This window comes from Georgenia phoenicis (assembly GCF_047302425.1).
In the GTDB taxonomy this organism is placed as follows: Bacteria; Actinomycetota; Actinomycetes; order Actinomycetales; family Actinomycetaceae; genus Oceanitalea.
This window is the reverse complement of the sequence record NZ_CP154855.1, coordinates 1,555,820-1,577,180: the sequence shown is the minus strand read 5'-3', so window position 1 is coordinate 1,577,180 and position 21,361 is coordinate 1,555,820. Positions and strand designations below refer to the sequence as shown.

Below are 21,361 nucleotides of genomic sequence, written 5' to 3'. Positions count from 1 at the left end.
CCGCCCGGCCCGGCTACGAGCCGGCTACCCGCAGAGGCGCTGGTGCCAGGCCTGAGCGCTGGTGTCGGTGAGGGAGGCGACCTGGTCGACGACGACGCGCAGGCGGGCGCCGTCGTCCTGGGCCGCCTCCCAGTCGGCGACGAAGATCGGCTCGAGCTCCGTCGGCCCGGCCGCGAGGAGGGCCTCGATGAGATCGGTGAGCACGGTGCGCTGCTGGCGGTAGACCGGCTCGCTCTCGCGCGGCGCCATGACGTAGTGCGCGGTCACGCCCTTGAGGACGACGATCTCGGCGAGCGTGTCGTCCGGGACGACGAGCTCGGCGCCGTAGCGGGTGAGCCGCCCGTCGCCGAAGCGCGCACGGGTGGCGTCGTGGGCGGCGTCGCAGAAGCGGCCGATGAGCTGGCTCGTCATGTCCTTGAGCGCCGCACGGTCACGCCGGCTCTCGCTGAAGGAGTCGAGCCACACCGGCAGCGCGACGAGCCGCTCGAGGGCCGCGCCGAGCACGTCGTCGGACACGGACGGGTTGTACCACTGGCGCGTCTGGGCGACGACGGCGGCCTGCTGGTCCGCCCGCCGCAGCAGCGCGAGGTCGACGCGACCGCCCACGACGGCGTCCTCGACGTCGTGCACCGAGTAGGAGATGTCGTCGGCGAGGTCCATGACCTGCCCCTCGATCGACAGCCGCCGGTCGGGGGCGCCCTGCCGCATCCAGGTGAAGACGGGCAGGTCGTCGGCGTAGACGCCGAACTTGCGCGAGGGGCGCCCGCCCGGCTTCTTCGGGGCCTCCTCCACCGGCCACGGGTACTTCGTCGCGGCGTCGAGGCTCGCGCGGGTGAGGTTGAGCCCCACGGGGGTGCCGTCGGCGGTGAAGGCCTTCGGCTCGAGGCGGGTGAGGAGGCGCAGCGTCTGGGCGTTGCCCTCGAAGCCACCGATCTCCGCGGCCGCCTCGTCCAGCGCCCGCTCACCGTTGTGCCCGAAGGGCGGGTGGCCGAGGTCGTGGGCCAGGCAGGCGGTGTCGACGACGTCGGGGTCGCAGCCCAGCGTCTTGCCAAGCTCGCGGCCCACCTGGGCGACCTCGAGGGAGTGGGTGAGACGGGTGCGCACGAAGTCGTCGCTCGAGGGGCCCAGCACCTGGGTCTTGGCCCCGAGCCGCCGCAGCGCCGAGGAGTGGACCACGCGGGCGCGGTCCCGCTCGAAGGCGGTGCGGTTGGGGTTCTTCGGCTCCTCCTGCCACCAGCGCTCGCGGTCCGCGTCTCCGTAGGCTTCCAAGTGCTCCACGGACCCGAGCCTATGGCGCCCGGCGCCGATCGGTGCCCATCCGCGCCGATGTCGGTGCTTGCCTCTAGCGTGAGGCCATGGCACTGACACATGACGAACGAGAGCAGTTCCTCGCCGAGCCGCACATCGGTGCGCTGTCCGTGGCGGCCGAGCCGGGCCGCGCACCCCTCGTCGTGCCCCTCTGGTACCAGTACACGCCAGGGGGCCGGCTGTGGGTGCTCACCGGAGGGGAGTCGCGCAAGGCGCGGCTCATCGAGGCGGCCGGGCGCTTCAGCCTCATGGCGCAGCGGGTGAGCCCCACGGTCCGCTACGTCTCGGTCGAGGGGCCCGTGACCGGCGTGCTGCCGCAGACCGAGGAGCGCCTCGAGGAGATGACCTACCGCTACCTCTCCGGGGAGGCGGCCGAGGGCTACCTCGAGATGGCCCGTCGCGACCTCACCGACCACGTGGTCATCGAGATGCAGCCCGAGCGCTGGCTCAGCGCGGACCTCGGCTAGCGGCGCCCGGCCGCCGGGGCTGGCCGTTGGTGCCACAATGACGCCATGACCGACCCCGCACCGCCGACGACGGCCGCGACACCGGGGACCGTGACCACCCGTCTGGTCCACCGTGCCTCCGCCGGCTGGCAGGAGTGGTGGCGCTCCTCCGTCGTCTACGTCAACGAGCCGCCGCTCCTCAGCGGCACGACGACGCTCGCGGAGGTCGCCGAGCGCGCCGAGCAGCTGCGCTCGGTCTCCCGCCTCGGCGCCCAGGCCGTGCGCATCGGGTGCCCCCCGCTGCCCGGTGAGGCACCGGAGGAGATCATCGACGCCGTCGCCGGGCTGCTCGCCCGCACCCAGCGCACCGGCCTGCGCGTGGTGCTGCGCATCGACCCGCTCGACCCCCGCGAGGAGGCCTGCGCGCGCTACTGGCTCAGCCGCGGCGCCGACGGTCTCGACCTCGGCCCCGTCACCGAGTCCGATCCGGTGTCCCACGCGCGCTACCGCGAGCTGCACGCGCTCATCGCCGAGCACGCGCGCCACGAGGACCCGATCCTCTCCACCCGCCTCAGCCCCGCCGTGCAGTCCCAGGCGGCGGACATGCTCCACGAGGACTGGCTCCACCACCTCGTCGACGCCGACCTCCTCCACGTCGCCGACCCCGCCCGGGCCCAGGCCTCCGTGACGGAGAGCCTGCGCATCCGTGACGCGCTCGGCAGCGCCGGCGCGTGGCTCGTCCCCGACGTCCTCGAGGCCGGCACCCCGCAGCTGGCTCTGGCGACGGCACTCGTCGTGCTCGCCATGCCCGGTGCGGTCTACCTGCGCCAGGGCATCGAGCTGGGCATGCCCGTCAAGACCACCCAGCACCCCGAGCCGGAGCGTGTGGCCGAGGCCGCCCGGCTCAAGGAGGAGCAGCGTGGGCAGGCCGGCTCGGTCTTCGAGACGGTCCGCGCCGCGCTGCGCCTGCGCGCCGATCACCGCCTCGGCCTGGCCCCCCTCGCCTGGGTCGACGAGCTCGATGGGCCGGTGCCCGACACCGTCCTCGCCTTCCTCTGCGGCGAGATGCTCGTCGTCGCCAACGTCGGCGCGGACGAGGTGCCCCTGCCCGAGCGGGAGGTGCTCCTGTCCTCCGGTCCGCTCACCGAGGGCACCGGCGGCCGCCGGCTGCTGCCGCCGAGCACCGCCGTGTGGCAGTGGCTCGAGCCGCAGCCGCCCGAGCGCGACCCCCGCGCCCGCCGTTGACTCCGGAGCCTCAGCCCTTGACGGACCCGGCGGTGAGGCCGGAGACGATGTAGCGCTGGAGGAAGAGGAAGATCAGCACGATGGGGATGGCGCCGATCGTCGCACCGGCCGCGAAGAGCCCCCAGTTCGCCGAGAGCTGGTCCGAGACCCACTGGTAGAGCCCCACCGCCAGCGTCCACTTCGACTCCGACTGCAGCACGAGCTTGGCGAGCAGGAAGTCGGAGAAGCTCGAGATGAAGGACAGCAGCGCGACGACGGCGAGGATCGGCGCGACGAGGCGCAGGATGATCGTCCAGTAGGTCTGCGCGTGGGTGGCGCCGTCGATCTTCGCCGCCTCGTCCAGCTCCCGCGGCACGGTGTTGAAGAAGCCGTACATGAGGAAGGTGTTCACGCCGAGCGCGCCGCCGAGGTACACCATGATGAGCGCGACCCGGGAGTTGAGGCCGAGCACCGGGGTGACGTCGCCCAGGACGAGCAGCAGCAGGAAGATCGCGACGAAGGCGAGCAGCTGCGGGAACATCTGGATGATGAGCAGAGCCACGAGCCCCGCCCGCCGGCCCCGGAAGCGGAAGCGGGAGAAGGCGTACGCGGCTGCCGCGCCCATGAGGACCGTGCCGACCGCCGTCGTCGTCGCGATGACGAGGGTGTTGCCGAGCCAGGTCCAGAAGTAGGTCTCCCCCAGCCGCCCGTAGTTGGCGGGGCTCACCTCGGCGAAGAGCGCGTTCGAGCCGGTGAGCGTGCCGCGCTCGGCCAGTGACGCCGAGACGATGTAGACGATGGGCCACACGGCGTAGACGATCGCGACGGCGGCGACGACGTAGCGCCAGCCGACCTCCCCCCACCAGCGGCGGCGGCTGGGGCGGTGCGACCGGGCGGGGGGCCGGGTGGGGACGGTCGTGGTGGCCATGTCAGTTGATGTCCTCCAGCGCCTGGGTCCTGCGGAACGTGACGGCCGAGATCGTCGCGACGATGACGAAGATGACGAGCGAGAGCGCCGAGGCGAGGCCGTAGTTGGTCGCGGCCCGGCCGTCGAGCCCGGAGATCGAGTAGACCATCGTGATGAGGATGTCGGTCGCGCCGACGGGCACCGAGGCGTCCTGGAACCGTGGCCCGCCCTCGGTGAGCATCTCGATGCCGTTGAAGTTGTTGAAGTTGAAGGCGAAGGACGAGATGAGCAGCGGCGCCACCGCGATGAACAGGAGCGGCAGCGTGAGCGAGCGGAAGATCCGCAGCCGGCCGGCGCCGTCGATGCGCGCGGCCTCGGTGACGTCGCTCGGGATCGACTGCAGCGCGCCGGTCGTGATGAGGAACATGTAGGGGAAGCCCACCCACAGCTGGACCCCGAGGACGACGGCGCGGGCCAGCCACTCGTTCGTCAGCCACGGCACCTCCGCGCCACCGAGGAGCACCTGGTTGACGAAGCCGAAGTCGGTGTTGAGCATGCCACGCCACAGCAGGTAGGACATGAGCGCGGGGAAGGCGTAGGGAAGAATGAGCAGCGCGCGCATGACCTTGCGGCCGCGGACCCGCTCGTCGTTGAGGACGAGCGCGAAGAACAGGCCGAGGAAGAAGGTCAGCCCCACGGTGAGGATCGCGAAGGCGAAGGTCCACAGGAGGACCTTGACGAAGGGCTCGGCGTATCGGGAGTCGCCGAAGGCCGTGGTGAAGTTGTCCAGGCCCACGGGCACGCGCCACCCGACGTTGAGGGTGGAGCCGTCCTCCGCCTCGAACTGGCCGTTGTCGTTGGGGCGGTAGGCGACGCCGGTCTCGAGGTTGGTCATCGTGTCCGCGGCCTCGTCGTACTCGAGGACCGAGCGGTAGACGAAGCCGTTGCGGGCGTCCTGGGTGCGGATCGAGCCCTCCTCGGCGTCGTCGGAGACCGCGACGCGCAGCTCGACGACCTCGCCCTGGCGGGCGATGACCTCCTGCCGGTCGAGCAGCTCCCAGCCCGGCACCTCGGCGACGGTGCCGTCGGTGACGACGGCGTCGTCCACCTCCTCGAGCGGGGACTCGGCGGTGCCGGCGCGGACGGTGCCGTCGTCGACGACGGCGAAGCCGAGCTCGCCGTCGCGCTCGACGACGGCGAGCGGGTAGGTGCTCGAGCCCTCCACCCGCTGCTCGTTCTGGATGAGGAGGGCCTCGATCGCGTCACCCTTGGTGGAGTTGTGGCCCTGCCCGTAGTTCGTGAAGGCGACGTAGCCGGTGTAGGCGACGGTGAAGACCTGGAAGACGAGGAGGAAGGCGAGCCCCGGCAGGATGTACTTCATCGGCAGCGCGCGGCGCGAGAAGTACACGTAGTCGGCCACGACGAGCAGGGCCACCATGCCCGCGAGCACGCCCCACGACTCCGCCACCCAGGCCTGGATGACGATGAAGACGCCGAGGGCGTTGATGAGCGCCATGAGGGCGACCTTGACGAAGAACCCGGGCGTGTACGTCCGCGCGTGCGGCGTGCTCCGGACGTGCAGCGGCTCGGGGCTTGTGTCCGCCGTCGAGAGCTGCGGGGCTTGGGGCTGGGACATCGCGTGCCTTCCAGGGCGAGAGGGGTGGAGGCGTGGCGCGGCACGCCCGTCGCCGGGCGTGCCGCGCGCATGGGTCAGCCGCCGATCGCGGCCGAGATGTCCGCGACCATCTTCTCCCAGCCCTCGACCGGGTCGAGCTGGCCGGAGATGATCTGCCCCTCGGTCACGCCCCAGAAGTTCCACACCTCGCCCATCTCGGGGATGGAGGGCATGGGCACGGCGCCGGCGCCGACCTCGCGGAAGCCCGCGGCGATCGGGTCCTCGGAGACGGTGTCGGCCGCCGCGGTCAGCGCGGGGGTGCGGTCACCGGCCTCGTAGAGCGCGATCTGCGCCTCCTCGGTGGCCATGTAGTTGACGAGGAAGTCGGTGGCGAGCAGCGCGTTGTCGCTCTGCGCGCTCACGTAGAAGCCCTGGACGCCGGTGAAGGGCTGGGCGGGCTCGCCGCCGGCCGTCGGGATCGGGTCGACCGCGACGTCGACGCCCTCGAAGGAGGAGAGCATCCACGGGCCGCCGAGGAGGTAGGCCGCCTCACCGTTGGCGAAGGCCTCGACGACGATGTCGTACTCCCACGAGGTGTTGAGCGTCCCCGCCTGGCCCTGCGCGGCCAGCCACTGGGCGAAGGCGTTGCCGTTCTCGCCGCCCAGGGCGAGCTCGGCGGTGTAGCTGCCGTCCTCGTTGGTCTCGAAGACCGGGGCGCCGAAGGAGGTCTGGAACGGGTACATCGTGTACGGGTCGCCGACCTCGGTGATCTGGACGAGGAAGGGGTACTGGGCGCCGGAGGCCTGGCCCATGGCGATCATCTCGTCGAAGGTCGCGGGGGTCTCGTCGACGAGCGCGGTGTTGCGGTAGATGGCGATGTTCTCGATCGCGTAGGGCAGGCCGTAGACCTGGCCCTCGTAGGTGAAGGCCTCGACGGCGACGTCCTCGAACTCGCCGGCCTTGTCGCCCAGCTCGACCGGGGCGACGACGCCGTTGGCGGTGAGCTCGCCCAGCCAGTCGTGGGCGCCGACGGTGATGTCCGGGCCCTCGCCGGTGGGGACCTGGGCGAGGAAGTCGGGGCGGATGTCGTCGAAGTTCTTCTGAACGAGCTCGACGGTGACGCCGGTGTCGGTCTCGAAGGCCTCGGCGGCAGCGGCCACGGCCGCCTCGCGGGTGTCGTCGACCCAGATCGTCAGCGAGCCGCCCTCGGCGGCGGGCTCCTCTGTCTCCTCGGTGGCCTCGGTGGTGCCCTCGGCCTCCGGCTCCTCCGCCTCGCCGCCGCAGGCGGCAAGTCCGAGCGTCAGTGCGACGGCTGCGGTGATCACGATGCTACGGCGCATCTGGTATCTCTCCTCTGTCGGGGCCGAGGCGAAACACGGCGCCAGAGCCGCGTCGCTGTGCCGTTTCGCCGCAGCGTAAGCCGCGCCGACAACGGAGTGCAACATGTTGCAGTAACTTTCATGCAACGATTGCACCGACACCGGACGGACAGGACAGCAGGGAGGAGTCTGCGATGCAGGGACGCACCAGACTGACGGATGTCGCCGACCAGGCCGGCGTGAGCACCGCGACGGTGTCCCGGGTCCTCAACGGGAAGCCCGAGGTCGCCGCCGAGACCCGCAAGGCGGTCCTCGCGGCCCTCGACATGCTCGGCTACGAGCGCCCCGAGCGGCTGCGCGCGCGCTCGGCCGGGCTCATCGGGCTCATCGTCCCCGAGCTGTCCAACCCCGTCTTCCCCGCCTTTGCGCAGTCCATCGAGTCGGTGCTCTCGACGCTCGGCTACACACCGCTGCTGTGCACCCAGTCCCCCGGTGGCACGACCGAGGACCAGTACGTCGAGATGCTCCTGGACCACGGGGTCGACGGGATCGTCTTCGTCTCCGGCCTCCACGCCGACACCCAGGCCGACGCCGAGCGCTACCGGCGCCTGCAGTCGCGCGGCATGCCCTTCGTCCTCGTCAACGGCTACACCGGCGAGCTCGACGCCCCCGCCTTCTCCACCGACGACGCCGGCAGCATGGAGCTGGCCGTGCGCCACCTCGTGTCGCAGGGGCACGTCTCGCTGGGGCTGGCGATCGGCCCCGACCGCTTCGTGCCCGCCCAGCGCAAGCGCGCAGGCTTCGAGCGCGCGGTCAGCGCCCTCCTGCCCGACGGCGCCGCGCACGTCGTGCCCACCCTCTTCACCTTCGAGGGGGGCCAGGCCGCCGCCGGCATCCTCCTCGACCAGGGCTGCACCGCGATCATCTGCGGCTCGGACCTCATGGCGCTCGGTGCCGTCCGCGCGGCGCGCAGCCGCGGACTGTCGGTGCCCGAGGACGTGTCGGTCGTCGGCTTCGACGACTCCCCGCTCATGGCCTTCACCGACCCACCGCTGACGACGCTGCGCCAGCCGGTCGACGCGATGAGCCACGCCGCCGTCACCTCGCTCGTCGCCGAGATCACCGGCTCGCGCACCCCGCGCAGCGAGCTGCTCTTCGTCGCCGAGCTCATCGTTCGCGGCTCGACCGCCGCCGCACCTCGCCGCTGAGCGACCGCCTGCCCTTGGGTGGCACCGCGCCCCGCGGGTAACGTACTGCGGACCCCCTCCACACCACCGACAGATGGACCTGCCCGTGAGCTCTCGCCAGCCCCAGACCGCCCTCACCGGAGAGGTCGTCCACCGGCCCACCGCCGACGCCGAGTGGTGGCGCACCGCCGTCATCTACCAGGTCTACCCCCGCTCCTTCGGGGACGCCGACGGCGACGGGGTCGGTGACCTGCCGGGCGTCACCGAGCGGCTGGACCACCTCGCGCGGCTGGGCGTCGACGCCGTGTGGCTCTCCCCCTTCTACCGCTCCCCGCAGAAGGACGCGGGCTACGACGTCGCCGACTACCGCGACGTCGACCCGCTCTTCGGGACGCTCGCCGACGCCGACGCGCTCATCGCCCGCGCCCACGAGCTGGGCCTGCGGGTCGTCGTCGACCTCGTGCCCAACCACACTTCCGACCAGCACGCGTGGTTCCGCCAGGCCCTCGCCGACGGGCCGGGCTCGGCCGCCCGGTCCCGCTACATGTTCCGCGAGGGCGGCGGCGAGCGCGGCGAGGAGCCGCCGAACAACTGGCAGTCCGTCTTCGGCGGCCCGGCGTGGACACGCGTGAGCGAGCGCGACGACGCCCCCGGCAGCCCGTGGGAGCGCGACGGCCAGTGGTACCTCCACCTCTTCGACTCCAGCCAGCCCGACCTCAACTGGGACAACCCCGAGGTCCACGAGGAGTTCCGCAGCATCCTGCGCTTCTGGCTCGACCGCGGCGTCGACGGCTTCCGCGTGGACGTCGCCCACGGTCTGGTCAAGGCGCCGGGCCTGCCCGACTGGGCCGGGCACGTGCGGATGGTCGAGGGCACCGAGGTCGAGGAGGGGCTGTCCGCGGAGGACGTCGCCGCACCCGACGCGAGCGACGACGCCGTCGCCGGCCGCAGCCCGATGTTCGACCAGGACGGCGTCCACGAGATCTACCGCGAGTGGCGGGCCGTCCTCGACGAGTACGACGGCGAGCGCATGCTCGTCGCCGAGGCGTGGGTGGAGCCGCTCGAGCGCCTCGCGCTGTACGTGCGGCCCGACGAGATGCACCAGGCCTTCAACTTCGACTTCCTCGTCACCCGCTGGGAGGCCGCCGCGCTGCGCGAGTCGATCGCCGGCTCCTACGCCGCCAACGACGCCGTCGGCGCCCCCACCTCGTGGGTGCTGTCCAACCACGACGTCGTCCGGCACGCCTCGCGCCTGGGCCTGGCCGAGACCGGCAAGGGTCCCAACGGGATCGGCGTCGAGGACACCCAGCCCGACGCCGAGCTCGGCCTGCGCCGCGCCCGCGCCGCCTCCCTCCTCATGCTCGGCCTCGCCGGCAGCGCCTACGTCTACCAGGGCGAGGAGCTCGGCCTGCCCGAGCACACGACCCTCGACGACTCCCTGCGCCAGGACCCGGCGTGGTGGCGCACCGGCCACGCCGAGAAGGGCCGCGACGGCTGCCGCGTGCCGCTGCCGTGGCGCTCGGACGCCCCGGGCCTGGGCTTCTCCCCCACCGGGCGCACCTGGCTGCCCCAGCCCGAGTCGTGGGCCGCGCTCGCCCCCGACGTCCAGGAGCAGCAGGAGGACTCGACCCTCCGCCTGTACCGCCGGGCGTTGGAGCTGCGCGCCGAGCACCGCCTCGGCGCCGGGGCGATGGAGCTCGTGACGGCCGGTGAGCACGTGGTCGCCGTCCGCAACAGCGGCGAGGGGCGGGCCACCGTCGTCGTCATGGCGAACCTCGGCGACGAGCCGGTGACGCTCCCCGAGGGCCACGAGGTGCTCGTCGCGAGCGGCCCGCTCGAGGGCGGGTCGCTGCCGACCGACACGACCGTCTGGCTGCGCGAGCGCGCCTGACACCACGCCGAGAGCCGGGCCCTACGGGGCCCGGCTCTTCGCGTCCCACCGTGCCCGAAAGGTCCTTCTCCGGTGCCGGTGCGCGGGCGTAGGCTTCCGAGCGGGCGATGACTTCCGGGTCCGGCACAGGTCCAAAGACCACCACCGCGAAGGAGCCACCATGGGAAACGGACCAGCCATCGAGGCCGAGGGCCTCGTCAAACGCTTCGGGGAGACGACCGCCGTCGACGGCGTCGACCTCACCGTCGAGCGCGGCACCGTCTACGGCCTGCTCGGGCCCAACGGCGCCGGCAAGACGACGATCGTGCGGATGCTCGCCACCCTCCTCGTGCCCGACGCCGGCACCGCCCGCGTCCTGGGGCACGACATCCGCAGCCAGGCGGACGCCGTGCGCACCGACGTCGGCCTCACCGGCCAGTACGCCTCGGTGGACGAGGACCTCACCGGCACCGAGAACCTCGTCGTGCTCGCCCGCCTGTACGGCTTCTCCCCCGCGCGGGCCAAGCAGCGGGCGGCGGACCTGCTGGCGGCCTTCGACCTCTCGGACGCGGCGGGCAAGCAGGTCAAGACCTACTCCGGCGGCATGCACCGCCGCATCGACCTCGCCGCGAGCCTCGTCATGAGCCCGCGCGTGCTCTACCTCGACGAGCCCACGACGGGCCTGGACCCCCGCAGCCGCAACCAGGTGTGGGACATCGTCCGGCTGCTCGTCTCCCAGGGCACCACCGTCCTGCTCACCACCCAGTACCTCGACGAGGCCGACCAGCTCGCCGACCGGATCGCCGTCATCGACCGCGGCCGGCTCATCGCCGAGGGCACCGCCCCGCAGCTCAAGGCCTCCGTCGGCACCGGCACGGTGACCCTGCGGGTGGCCGACCGCGCCGACCGGCCGCGCGCCGCCGCGGTCCTCGACGACGTCCTCGGCACCCCCGTCACCGAGCTGCCCGACGGGCTGGGCCTGTCCGCCCGGGTGCCCGACCACGCCCCCGACTCTCCCGCCCGGGCGCTCGCGGCCCTCCACGCGGCGGGGGTCGTGGTGCCGGAGTTCTCCCTCGGCCAGCCCAGCCTGGACGAGGTCTTCCTCGCCCTCACCGGCAGCCCGGCCGAGGAGCCGGCCGAGACGACAGCGGAGGTCACGCCATGAGGTCCCTCGACATCGGCGCCAACACCGCGCTGCGCGAGGCCGTCGAGGTGCTCGACCGGCCCAGCCGCGCCTCGGCCGTGGCCTCGACGCTCACCTTCGCCCACCGGGCGCTGCTCAAGATCAAGCACGTGCCGGAGCAGCTCTTCGACGTCACGCTCTCCCCGGTCATCTTCACGCTGATGTTCACCTACCTCTTCGGCGGCGCGATCGCCGGGGACACCCGTACCTACCTGCAGTTCCTGCTGCCCGGGATCATGGTGCAGACGGTGCTCATCGTCAGCGTCTACACCGGCTTCACCCTCAACACCGACATCACCAAGGGTGTCTTCGACCGCTTCCGCTCGCTGCCGATCTGGCGGCCGGCGCCCATCGTCGGGGCGCTGCTCGGGGACACGGTCCGGTACACGATCGCCTCGTGCGTCACGCTCGTGCTCGGGCTGATCCTCGGCTACCGGCCGGAGGGCGGGCTCACCGGTGTGGTGCTGGCCGTGCTGCTCCTGCTCGTCTTCGCCTTCTCGCTCAGCTGGATCTTCACGATCCTCGGCCTGGTCATGCGCAGCCCCAACGCCGTCATGGGCGTGTCGATGCTCGTGCTCATGCCGCTGACCTTCGCCTCGAACATCTTCGTCGACCCGCGGACGATGCCCTCGGCGCTGCAGACCGTCGTCGACATCAACCCGGTGAGCCACCTCGTCACCGCGGTGCGCGGCCTCATGGGTGGCGCGGCGACCTTCTCCGACGTCGCCTGGGTGCTCGTCGCCGCGGCCGTGCTCACGGCGGTCTTCGCGCCCATCACGATGCGGATCTACCGCACCCGCGGCTAGCCCCTCTCGCGCCGAGAGCCGGATGTCGCCTGGCGGAATCCGGCTCTCGGCGCAAGGGGGGTGGGTGGGGGCGGTCAGCCGCCAGAGATCGAGAGCTCGGCCTCGGTGAGGAGGCGGCGCAGGCGCTCGTCGACCTCCTGGCTGTCCAGCCAGGCCTCGGGCAGGTGGGGCACCTTCGGGGTACCCGCGCGCCCGCGCGGGCCCTCGGCACCCTCGCCCGGGTAGGGCTCGGTGAGGTCGAGGGCGGCGAGGCGCTCGTCGAGCTCAGCCAGGGTGCTCACCAGGCCGAGCTCGCGGCGCGCGTCCCCGCCGACGACGTAGCCCTTGAGGTACCAGGCCATGTGCTTGCGCAGCTCGCGCAGCGCCTTGGTCTCGTTCTCGAAGTGCTCGACCATGAGCTCGGCGTGCCGGCGGATCACCGCGGCCACCTCGGCGAGCCCGGGCTGCACCCGCAGCGGGGACCCGGCGAAGCCGGCGACGAGGTCGGTGAACAGCCACGGCCGTCCCTGGCAGCCGCGTCCGACGACGACGCCGTCGCAGCCGGTCTGCTCGACCATCTCGACGGCGTCCTCGGCGGACCAGATGTCCCCGTTGCCGAGCACCGGGACGCTGCGGACGGTCTCCTTGAGCCGGGCGATCGTCTCCCAGCGCGCCTGCCCGGAGTAGTGCTGGGCGGCGGTGCGGGCGTGGAGGGCGACGGCGGAGACCCCGGCCTGCTCGGCGATGCGGCCGGCGTCGAGGTAGGTGAGGTGGTCGTCGTCGATGCCCATGCGCATCTTGATCGTCACCGGGACCTCGCGGTCGCGGTGACGCGAGCCCTCGCGGGCGGCGTTGACGGCGCCGGTGACGATGGCCTGGAAGAGGTCGCGCTTCCACGGCAGGGCCGCGCCGCCGCCCTTGCGGGTGACCTTGGGGACGGGGCAGCCGAAGTTGAGGTCGACGTGGTCGGCGCGGTCCTCCGCGACGAGGATCCGCACGGCCGCGGACACCGTTGCCGGGTCGACACCGTAGAGCTGGACGGAGCGGACCGGCTCGAGCGGGTCGGGGCTCACCATCCGCATCGTCTCGGGCGTGCGCTCGACGAGCGCGCGGGAGGTGACCATCTCGGTGACGTACAGGCCCGCCGGGGCGTACTCCCCGGGGCGGGCGGCGGCGCGGGCGTCCTCGTCGAGCGCCGCGAGGCCGGCCTCGCGGCACAGGCGGCGGAAGGGCGGGTTGGTGACGCCGGCCATCGGGGCCAGCACCACGGGGCTGCCCACCGACACCGAGCCGATCTGGAGGGAGGTCACCCGGGCATTCTCCCAGGCGCCCGCGGCCCCGTCACCGTGGGTGCCGTCACGCCGGGGCTCGTCGGTGACCTCCCCGCTTCTCCCCACCGCCAGGCGAGCGAACCGAGGAGGTCGGAGGACAACCGGGGAGTCCACCCGGTGAACCGGCGCGGCTCAACCAGCGGCAGGCTCGGGACGGCGGGCGGCGCTCACGCGCACGAGGGCCGCAGCGATCGCCGTCGTCGCGGGGATGGCGAGGACGAGGCCGATCGAGGAGACGAGCGTGCGCACGACCTCCTCGGCGAGCTCGCCCGCCATGAGCGTGTCGAGGAAGGCGCGGTCGTACGAGGCGGCCATGAGCAGCACCGGCAGCGCCGTGCCGACGTAGGCGAAGGCGAGGGTGTAGACGGTCGAGGCGATGTGGTCGCGCCCGATCCGCATGCCGCCCGTCCACAGCCGGCGGCGGCTCATCGTGCGGTCGGCGGCGTGCAGCTCCCACACGGCCGAGGCCTGGGTGATCGTCACGTCGTTGAGCGCCCCGAGGCCGGCGATGACGATCCCGCACAGGAGCAGGTCCTGCAGCCGCAGCCCCGGGAAGGTGCCGAAGAGCATGAGGGAGGTCTCCGACGTCGTGCCGGTGAGGTTCGCGGCCCGGGTGCCCCACATCGCCAGCCCCGTCGTCACGGCCAGGCCGATGAACGTGCCGAGCAGCGCCGTCGTCGTGCGGATGGAGACGCCGTGGGCGAGGTAGACGGAGAAGAACATCATCGCGCTGCCGCCGACGAGCGCGACGGCCAGCGGCGGGGCGCCCGTCATGAGGGCGGGGAGCACGAAGAGGACGACGACGGCGAGGGAGGCTCCCAGCCCCGCCATCGCCGCCAGCCCGCGCCAGCGTGCGACGAGCAGGACGACGACGGCGTAGAGCGCGGCGAGCCAGCCCACGGGCACGGTGCGCTCGAAGTCCCAGAAGACGTAGGGCACTCCGGAGCCGAGGCCGGCAGTGGAGAAGAGCAGACGGATGCGGTCACCCACGTCCGTGCCGTTCTCGAGGATCTCCGGCGGCACCTGGACCGGGATGACCTGCCCCTCGCCCTCGCCGGTGAGCAGCTCGGCGCGCACCTCGGCGCCGGGGGTGCCGGTGAGCTCGACGACCTCCGCCGTCTCGATCGACATCCCGTCGGCGACGAGCTGCTGCGAGCCGACCGGCGTCTCCCCCGTCGGCCACAGCCACAGCAGGCCCGCGAGCGTGGCGAGGAGCAGCGGCACGACGAGCGCGGTGAGCACGAGCCGCGCCCGGCGCGCCTGGTCGGGCGGCAGCTGTGCGGTGGTGTCGTCGAGGACGTGGGTGTGGGTCATCGGGGCGAACCTAACCCGGCCCGCCGCGCCGTCGGCGGCACGACACCCGCGCGCCGGCGCCCGCCGCTCCCCGTCACGCACTGTGCGCCCGCTGGTACCAACGGGCGCACAGTGCAGCGGCTGGACGCCGCCTGATGGGGTCAGGCGCCGACGAGGCGCTCGGCGAGGTAGCCGCGGACCTGGCTGAGGGCCACGCGCTCCTGGGCCATGGTGTCGCGGTCGCGGATCGTCACGGCCTGGTCCTCGAGGGTGTCGAAGTCCACCGTGACGCACAGCGGGGTGCCGATCTCGTCCTGGCGGCGGTAGCGGCGGCCCACGGCACCGGCGTCGTCGAAGTCGACGTTCCAGTACTTGCGCAGGTCCGCGGCGAGGTCGCGGGCCACCGGGGAGAGCTGCTCGTTGCGGGAGAGCGGGAGCACCGCGGCCTTGACCGGCGCCAGGCGCGGGTCGAGCTTGAGCACGGTGCGCTTGTCGACCCCGCCCTTGGCGTTGGGCGCCTCGTCCTCGCTGTAGGCCTCGACGAGGAAGGCCATGAGCGAGCGAGTGAGGCCGGCCGCCGGCTCGATGACGTAGGGCACCCAGCGCTCGTTCTTGCCCTGGTCGAAGTAGGACAGGTCCTGGCCCGAGTGCTCGGTGTGGGTCTTGAGGTCGAAGTCGGTGCGGTTGGCGATGCCCTCGAGCTCACCGAACTCGCTGCCGGCGAAGCCGAAGCGGTACTCGATGTCCACCGTGCGGGTGGAGTAGTGCGAGAGCTTCTCCTGCGGGTGCTCGTAGTGGCGCAGGTTCTCGCGGCTGATGCCGAGGTCGACGTACCAGTCGGTGCGCGCGTCGATCCAGTACTGGTGCCACTCCTTGTCGGTGCCCGGCTCGACGAAGAACTCCATCTCCATCTGCTCGAACTCGCGGGTGCGGAAGATGAAGTTGCCCGGCGTGATCTCGTTGCGGAAGGACTTGCCGATCTGCGCGATGCCGAACGGGGGCTTCTTGCGCGCCGCGGTCATCACGTGGCCGAAGTTGACGAAGATGCCCTGCGCGGTCTCGGGCCGCAGGTAGTGCAGGCCGGACTCGTCCTCGACCGGGCCGAGGTAGGTCTTGAGCATCATGTTGAAGTCGCGCGGCTCGGTCCACTCGCCGCGGGTGCCGCAGTTCGGGCAGGAGATCTCGGCGAGCCCGCCCTCGGGGGCGCGGCCCTTCTTCTCCTCGAACTCCTCCTCCATCTGGTCCGCGCGGAAGCGCTTGTGGCACGAGAGGCACTCGGTCAGCGGGTCGGTGAAGACGCCGACGTGGCCGGAGGCCACCCACACCTGGCGGGGCAGGATGATCGAGGAGTCGAGCCCGACGACGTCCTCGCGGGCCTGGACCATCGTGCGCCACCACTGGCGCTTGATGTTCTCCTTGAGCTCCACACCCAGGGGCCCGTAGTCCCATGCGGACCGCGTACCGCCGTAGATCTCCCCGGCGGGGAAGACGAAGCCTCGCCGCTTCGCGAGGTTGATGACGGAATCCAGTCGGGAAGGCGCAGCGGCCACGGCAATCACTCCAATGTCGTTGGTCCGCACCTGGCTGGTGCGAACTGGGCAGACCCGCACCTGGCTGGTACGAGCGTCGGTCAGCCGCACCGCGGTGCGGACGTGGTGCCCGTGCGGGCACCGACCCAACCTACCTCCTCGCGAAGTTGACAACCGTTCTCAGCAACTTTGAGAATGAGTCTCATGAGTCGACCCCGCACCCTCGCTGCCACCCTCGCCGTCCTCGCCCTCTCCGGCTGCGCGGCCTTCCAGGAGCAGGACGGGAGCGGCACCACGGCCGCCAGCGCCGACGACGGCGAGCTCACCGTCCTCGCCAGCGTCTACCCCCTCGAGTACCTCGCCGAGGAGATCGGCGGCGAACGCGTCTCGGTCGACTCCCTCACCCCCGACGGCGTCGACCCCCACACCCTCGAGCTCTCCCCCCGCACGGTCGCCGACATGGGCAGCGCCGGGCTCGTCGTCCACCTCTCCGGCTTCCAGGCCGCCGTCGACGACGCCGTCGCCACCACCGGGGTACGCGCCCTCGACGCCGCGGAGCACACCCAGCTGCTCACCACCGAGGAGACCGGGCACGACCACGCGCACGACGACGGCGGGCACGCTCACGAGGACGAGCACGCACACGACGACGAGCACGACCACGACGGCGAGACCCTCGACCCGCACCTCTGGCTCGACCCGGCCCGCCTCGCCGAGGTCGGCACGGCGCTCGCCGAGGAGCTGGCGGACCTCGACCCCGAGGGCGCCGAGACCTACCGCGCGAACGCCGAGCGGGTGGTCAGCGAGCTCGAGGAGCTGGACGCCGAGCTCGCCGCCGGCCTGGCCACCTGCGAGCGCCGCACCGTCGTCGTCGCGCACGAGGCCTACGGCTACCTCACGAGCCGGCACGGCCTCCAGCAGGAGGGCCTGTCCGGCATCGACCCGGAGGCCGAGCCCTCCCCCGCCCGCCTCGCCGAGATCGCCGACGTCGTCACCGAGCACGACGTCACCACGGTCTTCGTCGAGTCCCTCGTCAGTCCCGCGGTCTCCGAGGCGCTGGCCCAGGACCTGGGCCTGCGCACCGCCGTGCTGGACCCGCTGGAGAACCAGCAGGACGAGGACGCCGACTACCTCGACGTCATGCGCGCCAACCTCGCGGCCCTGCAGGAGGCCCTGGCGTGCACGAGCGCGTGAGCGGGGACGTGGCAGCATACGGACCCATGGCCCTGCCCGTCCGCGCCCGCGACCTCCACGTCACTCTCGGCGGTGCGCGCATCCTCCAGGGCGTCGACCTCGACGTGCGCGACGGCGAGATGGTCGCCCTCCTCGGCGCCAACGGCTCGGGCAAGTCGACCCTCGTCAAGGCGCTCCTGTCCGTCGTGCCGGTGAGCCGCGGCAGCGTGAGCATCTTCGGCAGCGACGTCGTCGCCGACCGCCGCAGGGTGCCGTGGCGACGCGTGGGCTACGTGCCCCAGCGGGTGGGTGCGGCCTCCGGCACCCCGGCGACGGCGCTCGAGGTCGTCGCCTCCGGACTGCTCGACAACCGCCGGCTGCGGCCTCCGCGCGGCTGGCGCGACCTCGCCCTCTCCGCGCTCGACGAGGTGGGGCTGGCCGACCGCGCCCAGGAGACCGTCAGCGTCTTCTCCGGCGGCCAGCAGCAGCGCGTCCTCATCGCCCGCGCCCTCGTGCGCCGCCCCGACCTCCTCGTCCTCGACGAGCCGCTCACCGGCATCGACCGCGGCTCCCAGGAAGCCCTCGCCGCCACCCTCACCGGGCTGCGCGAGCGCGGCACGAGCGTCCTCAGCGTCCTCCACGAGCTCGGCTCGCTCGCCGGGCTGCTCGAGCGCGCCGTCGTCCTGCGCCACGGGCGGGTCGTCCACGACGGCCCGCCACCGCCGGCCGCTCCCGGCCACAGCGGCCCCGACCACGAGCACCACCACGCCCACGAGGACGAGCCGGTGGACCCGCACAACCCTGAGCTGCGGCTGGAGCTGTCATGACCGTCCTGCTCGACATGCTCGCCAGCCCGCTCATGCAGCGGGCGCTCATCGCCGCCGTCCTCGTCGGGCTCGTCGCCCCCGTCATGGGCACCTACCTCGTCCAGCGCCGCCTCTCCCTGCTCGGGGACGGGATCGGGCACATGGCCCTGACCGGTGTCGCCGTCGGGTGGCTGGTGGGCGGGGCGCTGAGCGCGAGCCCGCGCGACGTGCTCGCCGTCCCGGGGGCCGTCGTCGCCGCGATCATCGGCGCCGTCGTCATCGAGCTCGTCCGCGAGCGCGGCCGCACGAGCGGCGACCTCGCCCTCGCGCTCCTCTTCTACGGCGGCATCGCCGGCGGCGTCCTCCTCATCGGCATCGCCGGCGGGACGACGGCGAACCTCAACGGCTACCTCTTCGGCTCCATCGCCACGGTCACGCTCACCGACCTGTGGCTGACGATCGCGCTGGCCGTGTCGATCCTCGCCGTGGGGATCGGGCTGCGGCCCGCGCTCTTCGCCCTGTCCCACGACGAGGAGTTCGCCCGGGCCAGCGGTCTTCCCGTGCGGCTGCTCAACATCGTCGTCGCGGTGCTCGCGGCGCTGACGGTGTCGGTGGCGATGCGGGTGGTCGGCGTCCTCCTCGTCTCCGCGCTCATGATCGTGCCCGTGGCCACCGCCCAGCTCCTCACCCGCTCCTTCCGCGGGACCATGGCGCTGGCGATGGTGCTCGGTCTCGCGGTGAGCGTCTCCGGCCTGTCCCTCACCTACGTCTACCCGCTCTCGCCGGGCGCGACGATCGTCGTGCTGGCGATCGGGGTCTTCGGCGTAGTATCGCTGGCACGTCCGTTGCTCAGCCGTCGCCGCCCCGCGGCCGACCCGCACCCGGACGTCCAGGACGACGTCGAGCTTCGCGAGGCCTCATGAGACCCCGGATGACGCGGCAGCGCGCCGCTGTCAGCGACCTCCTCGAGCGCACCGACGACTTCCGCTCGGCCCAGCAGCTGCACGAGTCGCTGCGCGAGTCCGGCGACTCCGTGGGCCTGGCCACCGTCTACCGCACCCTCCAGGCGCTGGCCGAGGCGGGCGAGGTGGACGTCCTGCGCGCCGACGACGGCGAGGCGCTCTACCGCCGCTGCGAGAGCGTCAAGCACCACCACCACCTCGTGTGCCGCGAGTGCGGCACCACGGTGGAGATCAGCGGCGAGGCCGTGGAGACCTGGGCCGAGGAGATGGCGGCCCGGCACGGCTTCACCGCGATCGAGCACACCATGGACATCTTCGGCCTGTGCGCGCAGTGCTCGGCGCGGGGCGCCCGTGCCTGACTTCCTCACCGGCTGGCCCTTCTGGCTGGTCTTCGCCTTCCTCTTCGGTGGGGCGATGTTCCGGGGGCAGGGCATCTACTGGCTGGGTCGGATCGCGACGGTCCAGGCCCTGCGCCGCACCCACCCGGCCGAGGGCTGGCGGCTGCGGGCGCACCAGGCGCTCAGCGGGGAGGGCACCCAGCGGGGCGTCGACGCGATCCGCCGCTGGGGGCTGGTCATCGTGCCGCTCGCCTACCTCACCGTCGGCTTCCAGAGCATGGTCATGGCCGGGGCCGGTGTGCTCCAGGTGCCCTGGCTCCACTTCACCCTCGCGCAGGTCCCCGGCGCCCTGGCCTGGGGCGCGATCTACTCCACCGTCGGCTTCGCGGTGTGGAACGCGGCGCTCGCCGCGGCGGCCGGGTCCCCGGCGGGCATCGCGGTGATCGTCGTGCTGGTGCTCGCCGTCGTCGCCCTCGTCGTCCGCCGCCGGCGGCGCCGCACCGCCCCCGCCACCGAGGGCTGAGCCGCCTCTCCCGCGCCGAGCGGGGGATCAGGACTGGGTGGCGGCGTCGACGGCGCCGCCGTAGCGGCGGTCGCGGGAGGCGTAGATCTCGACGGCGCGCCACAGGCTGCGGCGGTCGACATCGGGCCAGTGCTCCTCGAGGAAGACCATCTCCGCGTAGGCCGACTGCCAGAGCATGAAGTTCGAGGTCCGCTGCTCGCCGGAGGTGCGCAGGAAGAGGTCGACGTCGGGCAGCTCGGGCTCGTCGAGGTACCGCGCGACGGTCCGCTCGGTGACCTTCTCCGGGTTGAGCCGGCCGGCGGCGACCTCCCGGGCGATCTGCCGCGCGGCGTCGGCGATCTCGGCGCGGCCGCCGTAGTTGACGCACATCGTCAGCGTGCACACGTCGTTGCCGGCGGTGAGCCGCTCGGCCTCCTCGAGCTCGGCGATGACCGAGCGCCACAGCCGCGGGCGGCGCCCGGCCCAGCGCACCCGCACGCCCCACTCGTGCATCTGATCGCGGCGGCGGCGCAGCACGTCGCGGTTGAAGCCCATGAGGAAGCGCACCTCCTCCGGGGAGCGCTTCCAGTTCTCGGTGGAGAAGGCGTAGGCGGACACGTGGGTGACGCCGATCTCGATGGCGCCGGCGACGAGGTCGAGCAGGCTCGCCTCCCCCGCCTTGTGACCCTCGACCCGGGGCAGGCCCCGGGCGTTGGCCCAGCGCCCGTTGCCGTCCATAACGACGGCGACGTGCTTGGGCACGAAGCGGGCGTCGATCGCCGGCGGGCGGGCACCGGAGGGGTGTGGCGGGGGCGGGACGAGGCTCATGCACGCTCCACGTGTCGCAGGGAGCGCAGCTGGCGCTCGAGGTGGTACTGCAGGTGGGCGGCGACGAGGCCGGAGGCCTCGTCGCGCTCGCGCTGGGCGGAGGCCTCGGCCGCGGGCCAGTCCCCCGACAGCAGCGCGCCGAGCAGCTCGAGGGTCTGCGGCGCGGGTGCGGAGGAGCCCGGTGGGCGGCAGCGGTCGCAGACCGCCCCGCCCTGGGCGACGTGGAAGGCGTGGTGGGGGCCGGGGCTGCCGCACTGGGCGCAGTCGTCGAAGCTCGGCGCCCAGCCGGCGACGGCGAGCGAGCGCAGGAGGTAGGAGTCGAGGACGAGGCTCGCCGGGTGGCGCTTCGTGGCCAGCGCGTGGAGGGCGCCGACGAGCAGGAGGTACTGCTGCGGCGCGGGCTCGGCCTCCTCCTCGGTGAGCCGCTCGGCGGTCTCGACCATCGCCGTCGCCGTCGTGTAGAGCGAGTAGTCGACGCCGATGGCTCGCCCGTAGGGGGCCTGGGACTCGACCTGCGTGATGATGTCGAGGCTGCGCCCGACGTGGAGCTGGACGTCGACGAGGGAGAAGGGCTCGAGCCGGGCGCCGAACTTCGAGCTCGTGCGTCGCACCCCCTTGGCCACCGCCCGGACCCGGCCGTGGGCGCGGGTGAGCAGGGTGATGATGCGGTCTGCCTCACCGAGCTTGTGGGTGCGCAGCACCACGGCCTCGTCCCGGTAGAGCTTCACCTGTCCATTGTCGCGCGGCGCGGGGCG

At 72.7% G+C, this 21,361-nt stretch carries 20 protein-coding genes; 11 read left to right on the top strand and 9 right to left on the bottom strand.

The genetic code is table 11. From position 1 onward, the window contains the following. Positions 1-24: 24 nt before the first annotated feature. A complete protein-coding gene (locus tag AA0005_RS07430; protein ID WP_413452776.1) occupies positions 25-1,278 on the bottom strand; it encodes a deoxyguanosinetriphosphate triphosphohydrolase in 1,254 nt (417 codons plus the stop codon). A 77-nt stretch (positions 1,279-1,355) separates the two neighbouring features. Between AA0005_RS07430 and AA0005_RS07425 the strand changes: the two genes are divergently transcribed. Both AA0005_RS07425 and AA0005_RS07420 read left to right on the top strand, forming a co-directional pair. Further along, positions 1,356-1,775, top strand: coding sequence for a pyridoxamine 5'-phosphate oxidase family protein (locus tag AA0005_RS07425; protein ID WP_413452775.1), 420 nt, complete (start codon positions 1,356-1,358; stop codon positions 1,773-1,775). Between the two features lie 45 nt (positions 1,776-1,820). Beyond that, positions 1,821-2,999: a DUF3459 domain-containing protein gene (locus AA0005_RS07420; protein ID WP_413452774.1), complete on the top strand. Its 1,179-nt coding sequence runs from the start codon at positions 1,821-1,823 to the stop codon at positions 2,997-2,999. A gap of 10 nt (positions 3,000-3,009) precedes the next feature. Here the strand turns inward: AA0005_RS07420 and AA0005_RS07415 are convergent, their stop codons facing one another. The 3 genes from AA0005_RS07415 to AA0005_RS07405 all read right to left on the bottom strand — a co-directional run bounded on the left by AA0005_RS07415 (position 3,010) and on the right by AA0005_RS07405 (position 6,840). Then, positions 3,010-3,906, bottom strand: a complete 897-nt coding sequence (locus AA0005_RS07415) for a sugar ABC transporter permease (RefSeq protein WP_413452773.1) — start codon at positions 3,904-3,906, stop codon at positions 3,010-3,012. 1 nt (position 3,907) lies between these two features. Next, on the bottom strand, positions 3,908-5,521 hold the full coding sequence (locus AA0005_RS07410; RefSeq protein ID WP_413452772.1) for an ABC transporter permease subunit: 1,614 nt from the start codon (positions 5,519-5,521) through the stop codon (positions 3,908-3,910). A 74-nt stretch (positions 5,522-5,595) separates the two neighbouring features. Next, entirely contained in the window at positions 5,596-6,840 is a 1,245-nt protein-coding gene (locus tag AA0005_RS07405; protein ID WP_413452771.1) for an extracellular solute-binding protein, read from the bottom strand. A 173-nt stretch (positions 6,841-7,013) separates the two neighbouring features. Here AA0005_RS07405 and AA0005_RS07400 point away from each other — a divergent pair, with 173 nt between their 5' ends. The 4 genes from AA0005_RS07400 (at position 7,014) to AA0005_RS07385 (ending at position 11,865) form a co-directional block, all read left to right on the top strand. Continuing rightward, positions 7,014-8,027 carry a LacI family DNA-binding transcriptional regulator gene (locus AA0005_RS07400; RefSeq protein ID WP_413452770.1) on the top strand — a complete coding sequence of 338 codons (1,014 nt, stop codon included), beginning with the start codon at positions 7,014-7,016 and terminating at the stop codon, positions 8,025-8,027. Between the two features lie 73 nt (positions 8,028-8,100). Then, on the top strand, positions 8,101-9,897 hold the full coding sequence (locus tag AA0005_RS07395) for a glycoside hydrolase family 13 protein (protein WP_413452769.1): 1,797 nt from the start codon (positions 8,101-8,103) through the stop codon (positions 9,895-9,897). Positions 9,898-10,057: 160 nt separating this feature from the next. Next, entirely contained in the window at positions 10,058-11,041 is a 984-nt protein-coding gene (locus AA0005_RS07390; RefSeq protein ID WP_413452768.1) for an ATP-binding cassette domain-containing protein, read from the top strand. Then, positions 11,038-11,865, top strand: coding sequence for an ABC transporter permease (locus tag AA0005_RS07385; protein WP_413452767.1), 828 nt, complete (start codon positions 11,038-11,040; stop codon positions 11,863-11,865). Before AA0005_RS07390 ends, AA0005_RS07385 begins: the two co-directional genes overlap by 4 nt. A gap of 74 nt (positions 11,866-11,939) precedes the next feature. On the opposite strand, the gene dusB is transcribed toward AA0005_RS07385, so the two are convergent. From dusB to AA0005_RS07370, 3 genes are all read right to left on the bottom strand, one after another. Next, positions 11,940-13,154, bottom strand: a complete 1,215-nt coding sequence (gene dusB, locus AA0005_RS07380) for a tRNA dihydrouridine synthase DusB (protein ID WP_413452766.1) — start codon at positions 13,152-13,154, stop codon at positions 11,940-11,942. A gap of 153 nt (positions 13,155-13,307) precedes the next feature. After that, positions 13,308-14,489, bottom strand: a complete 1,182-nt coding sequence (locus AA0005_RS07375) for a YibE/F family protein (protein WP_413452765.1) — start codon at positions 14,487-14,489, stop codon at positions 13,308-13,310. Between the two features lie 140 nt (positions 14,490-14,629). Next, the gene (locus AA0005_RS07370) at positions 14,630-16,018 is read right to left on the bottom strand and encodes a glycine--tRNA ligase (RefSeq protein WP_413452764.1); all 1,389 of its coding nucleotides are present in this window, start codon (positions 16,016-16,018) and stop codon (positions 14,630-14,632) included. A gap of 183 nt (positions 16,019-16,201) precedes the next feature. Here AA0005_RS07370 and AA0005_RS07365 point away from each other — a divergent pair, with 183 nt between their 5' ends. From AA0005_RS07365 to AA0005_RS07345, 5 genes are read left to right on the top strand one after another with little or no spacing between them, the layout of a single operon-like run. Then, positions 16,202-17,191: a metal ABC transporter substrate-binding protein gene (locus AA0005_RS07365; protein ID WP_413452763.1), complete on the top strand. Its 990-nt coding sequence runs from the start codon at positions 16,202-16,204 to the stop codon at positions 17,189-17,191. Between the two features lie 26 nt (positions 17,192-17,217). Next, entirely contained in the window at positions 17,218-17,997 is a 780-nt protein-coding gene (locus tag AA0005_RS07360; protein WP_413452762.1) for a metal ABC transporter ATP-binding protein, read from the top strand. Then, positions 17,994-18,899, top strand: a complete 906-nt coding sequence (locus AA0005_RS07355) for a metal ABC transporter permease (protein ID WP_413452761.1) — start codon at positions 17,994-17,996, stop codon at positions 18,897-18,899. The genes AA0005_RS07360 and AA0005_RS07355 overlap by 4 nt, the downstream gene beginning before the upstream one ends. An 8-nt stretch (positions 18,900-18,907) precedes the next feature. Then, positions 18,908-19,297 carry a Fur family transcriptional regulator gene (locus AA0005_RS07350; RefSeq protein ID WP_413452760.1) on the top strand — a complete coding sequence of 130 codons (390 nt, stop codon included), beginning with the start codon at positions 18,908-18,910 and terminating at the stop codon, positions 19,295-19,297. Beyond that, positions 19,290-19,799, top strand: a complete 510-nt coding sequence (locus tag AA0005_RS07345) for a DedA family protein (RefSeq protein ID WP_413452759.1) — start codon at positions 19,290-19,292, stop codon at positions 19,797-19,799. Before AA0005_RS07350 ends, AA0005_RS07345 begins: the two co-directional genes overlap by 8 nt. A 27-nt stretch (positions 19,800-19,826) precedes the next feature. On the opposite strand, the gene AA0005_RS07340 is transcribed toward AA0005_RS07345, so the two are convergent. Then, positions 19,827-20,606, bottom strand: a complete 780-nt coding sequence (locus AA0005_RS07340) for an isoprenyl transferase (protein ID WP_413452758.1) — start codon at positions 20,604-20,606, stop codon at positions 19,827-19,829. Further along, positions 20,603-21,334, bottom strand: coding sequence for a DNA repair protein RecO (gene recO, locus AA0005_RS07335; RefSeq protein ID WP_413452757.1), 732 nt, complete (start codon positions 21,332-21,334; stop codon positions 20,603-20,605). The genes AA0005_RS07340 and recO overlap by 4 nt, the downstream gene beginning before the upstream one ends. Between the last annotated feature and the right edge of the window lie 27 nt (positions 21,335-21,361).

Excerpts from the sequence above, each read along its gene's own strand:
- AA0005_RS07365 (WP_413452763.1), top strand. The coding sequence starts at position 16,202 with ATGAGTCGACCCCGCACCCTCGCTGCCACCCTCGCCGTCCTCGCCCTC.
- AA0005_RS07410 (WP_413452772.1), bottom strand. The coding sequence starts at position 5,521 with ATGTCCCAGCCCCAAGCCCCGCAGCTCTCGACGGCGGACACAAGCCCC.
- AA0005_RS07360 (WP_413452762.1), top strand. The coding sequence starts at position 17,218 with ATGGCCCTGCCCGTCCGCGCCCGCGACCTCCACGTCACTCTCGGCGGT.
- AA0005_RS07395 (WP_413452769.1), top strand. The coding sequence starts at position 8,101 with ATGGACCTGCCCGTGAGCTCTCGCCAGCCCCAGACCGCCCTCACCGGA.
- AA0005_RS07415 (WP_413452773.1), bottom strand. The coding sequence starts at position 3,906 with ATGGCCACCACGACCGTCCCCACCCGGCCCCCCGCCCGGTCGCACCGC.
- AA0005_RS07420 (WP_413452774.1), top strand. The coding sequence starts at position 1,821 with ATGACCGACCCCGCACCGCCGACGACGGCCGCGACACCGGGGACCGTG.
- AA0005_RS07405 (WP_413452771.1), bottom strand. The coding sequence starts at position 6,840 with ATGCGCCGTAGCATCGTGATCACCGCAGCCGTCGCACTGACGCTCGGA.
- AA0005_RS07400 (WP_413452770.1), top strand. The coding sequence starts at position 7,014 with ATGCAGGGACGCACCAGACTGACGGATGTCGCCGACCAGGCCGGCGTG.
- AA0005_RS07340 (WP_413452758.1), bottom strand. The coding sequence starts at position 20,606 with ATGAGCCTCGTCCCGCCCCCGCCACACCCCTCCGGTGCCCGCCCGCCG.
- AA0005_RS07425 (WP_413452775.1), top strand. The coding sequence starts at position 1,356 with ATGGCACTGACACATGACGAACGAGAGCAGTTCCTCGCCGAGCCGCAC.
- AA0005_RS07375 (WP_413452765.1), bottom strand. The coding sequence starts at position 14,489 with ATGACCCACACCCACGTCCTCGACGACACCACCGCACAGCTGCCGCCC.
- AA0005_RS07350 (WP_413452760.1), top strand. The coding sequence starts at position 18,908 with ATGACGCGGCAGCGCGCCGCTGTCAGCGACCTCCTCGAGCGCACCGAC.
- AA0005_RS07355 (WP_413452761.1), top strand. The coding sequence starts at position 17,994 with ATGACCGTCCTGCTCGACATGCTCGCCAGCCCGCTCATGCAGCGGGCG.
- AA0005_RS07385 (WP_413452767.1), top strand. The coding sequence starts at position 11,038 with ATGAGGTCCCTCGACATCGGCGCCAACACCGCGCTGCGCGAGGCCGTC.
- AA0005_RS07390 (WP_413452768.1), top strand. The coding sequence starts at position 10,058 with ATGGGAAACGGACCAGCCATCGAGGCCGAGGGCCTCGTCAAACGCTTC.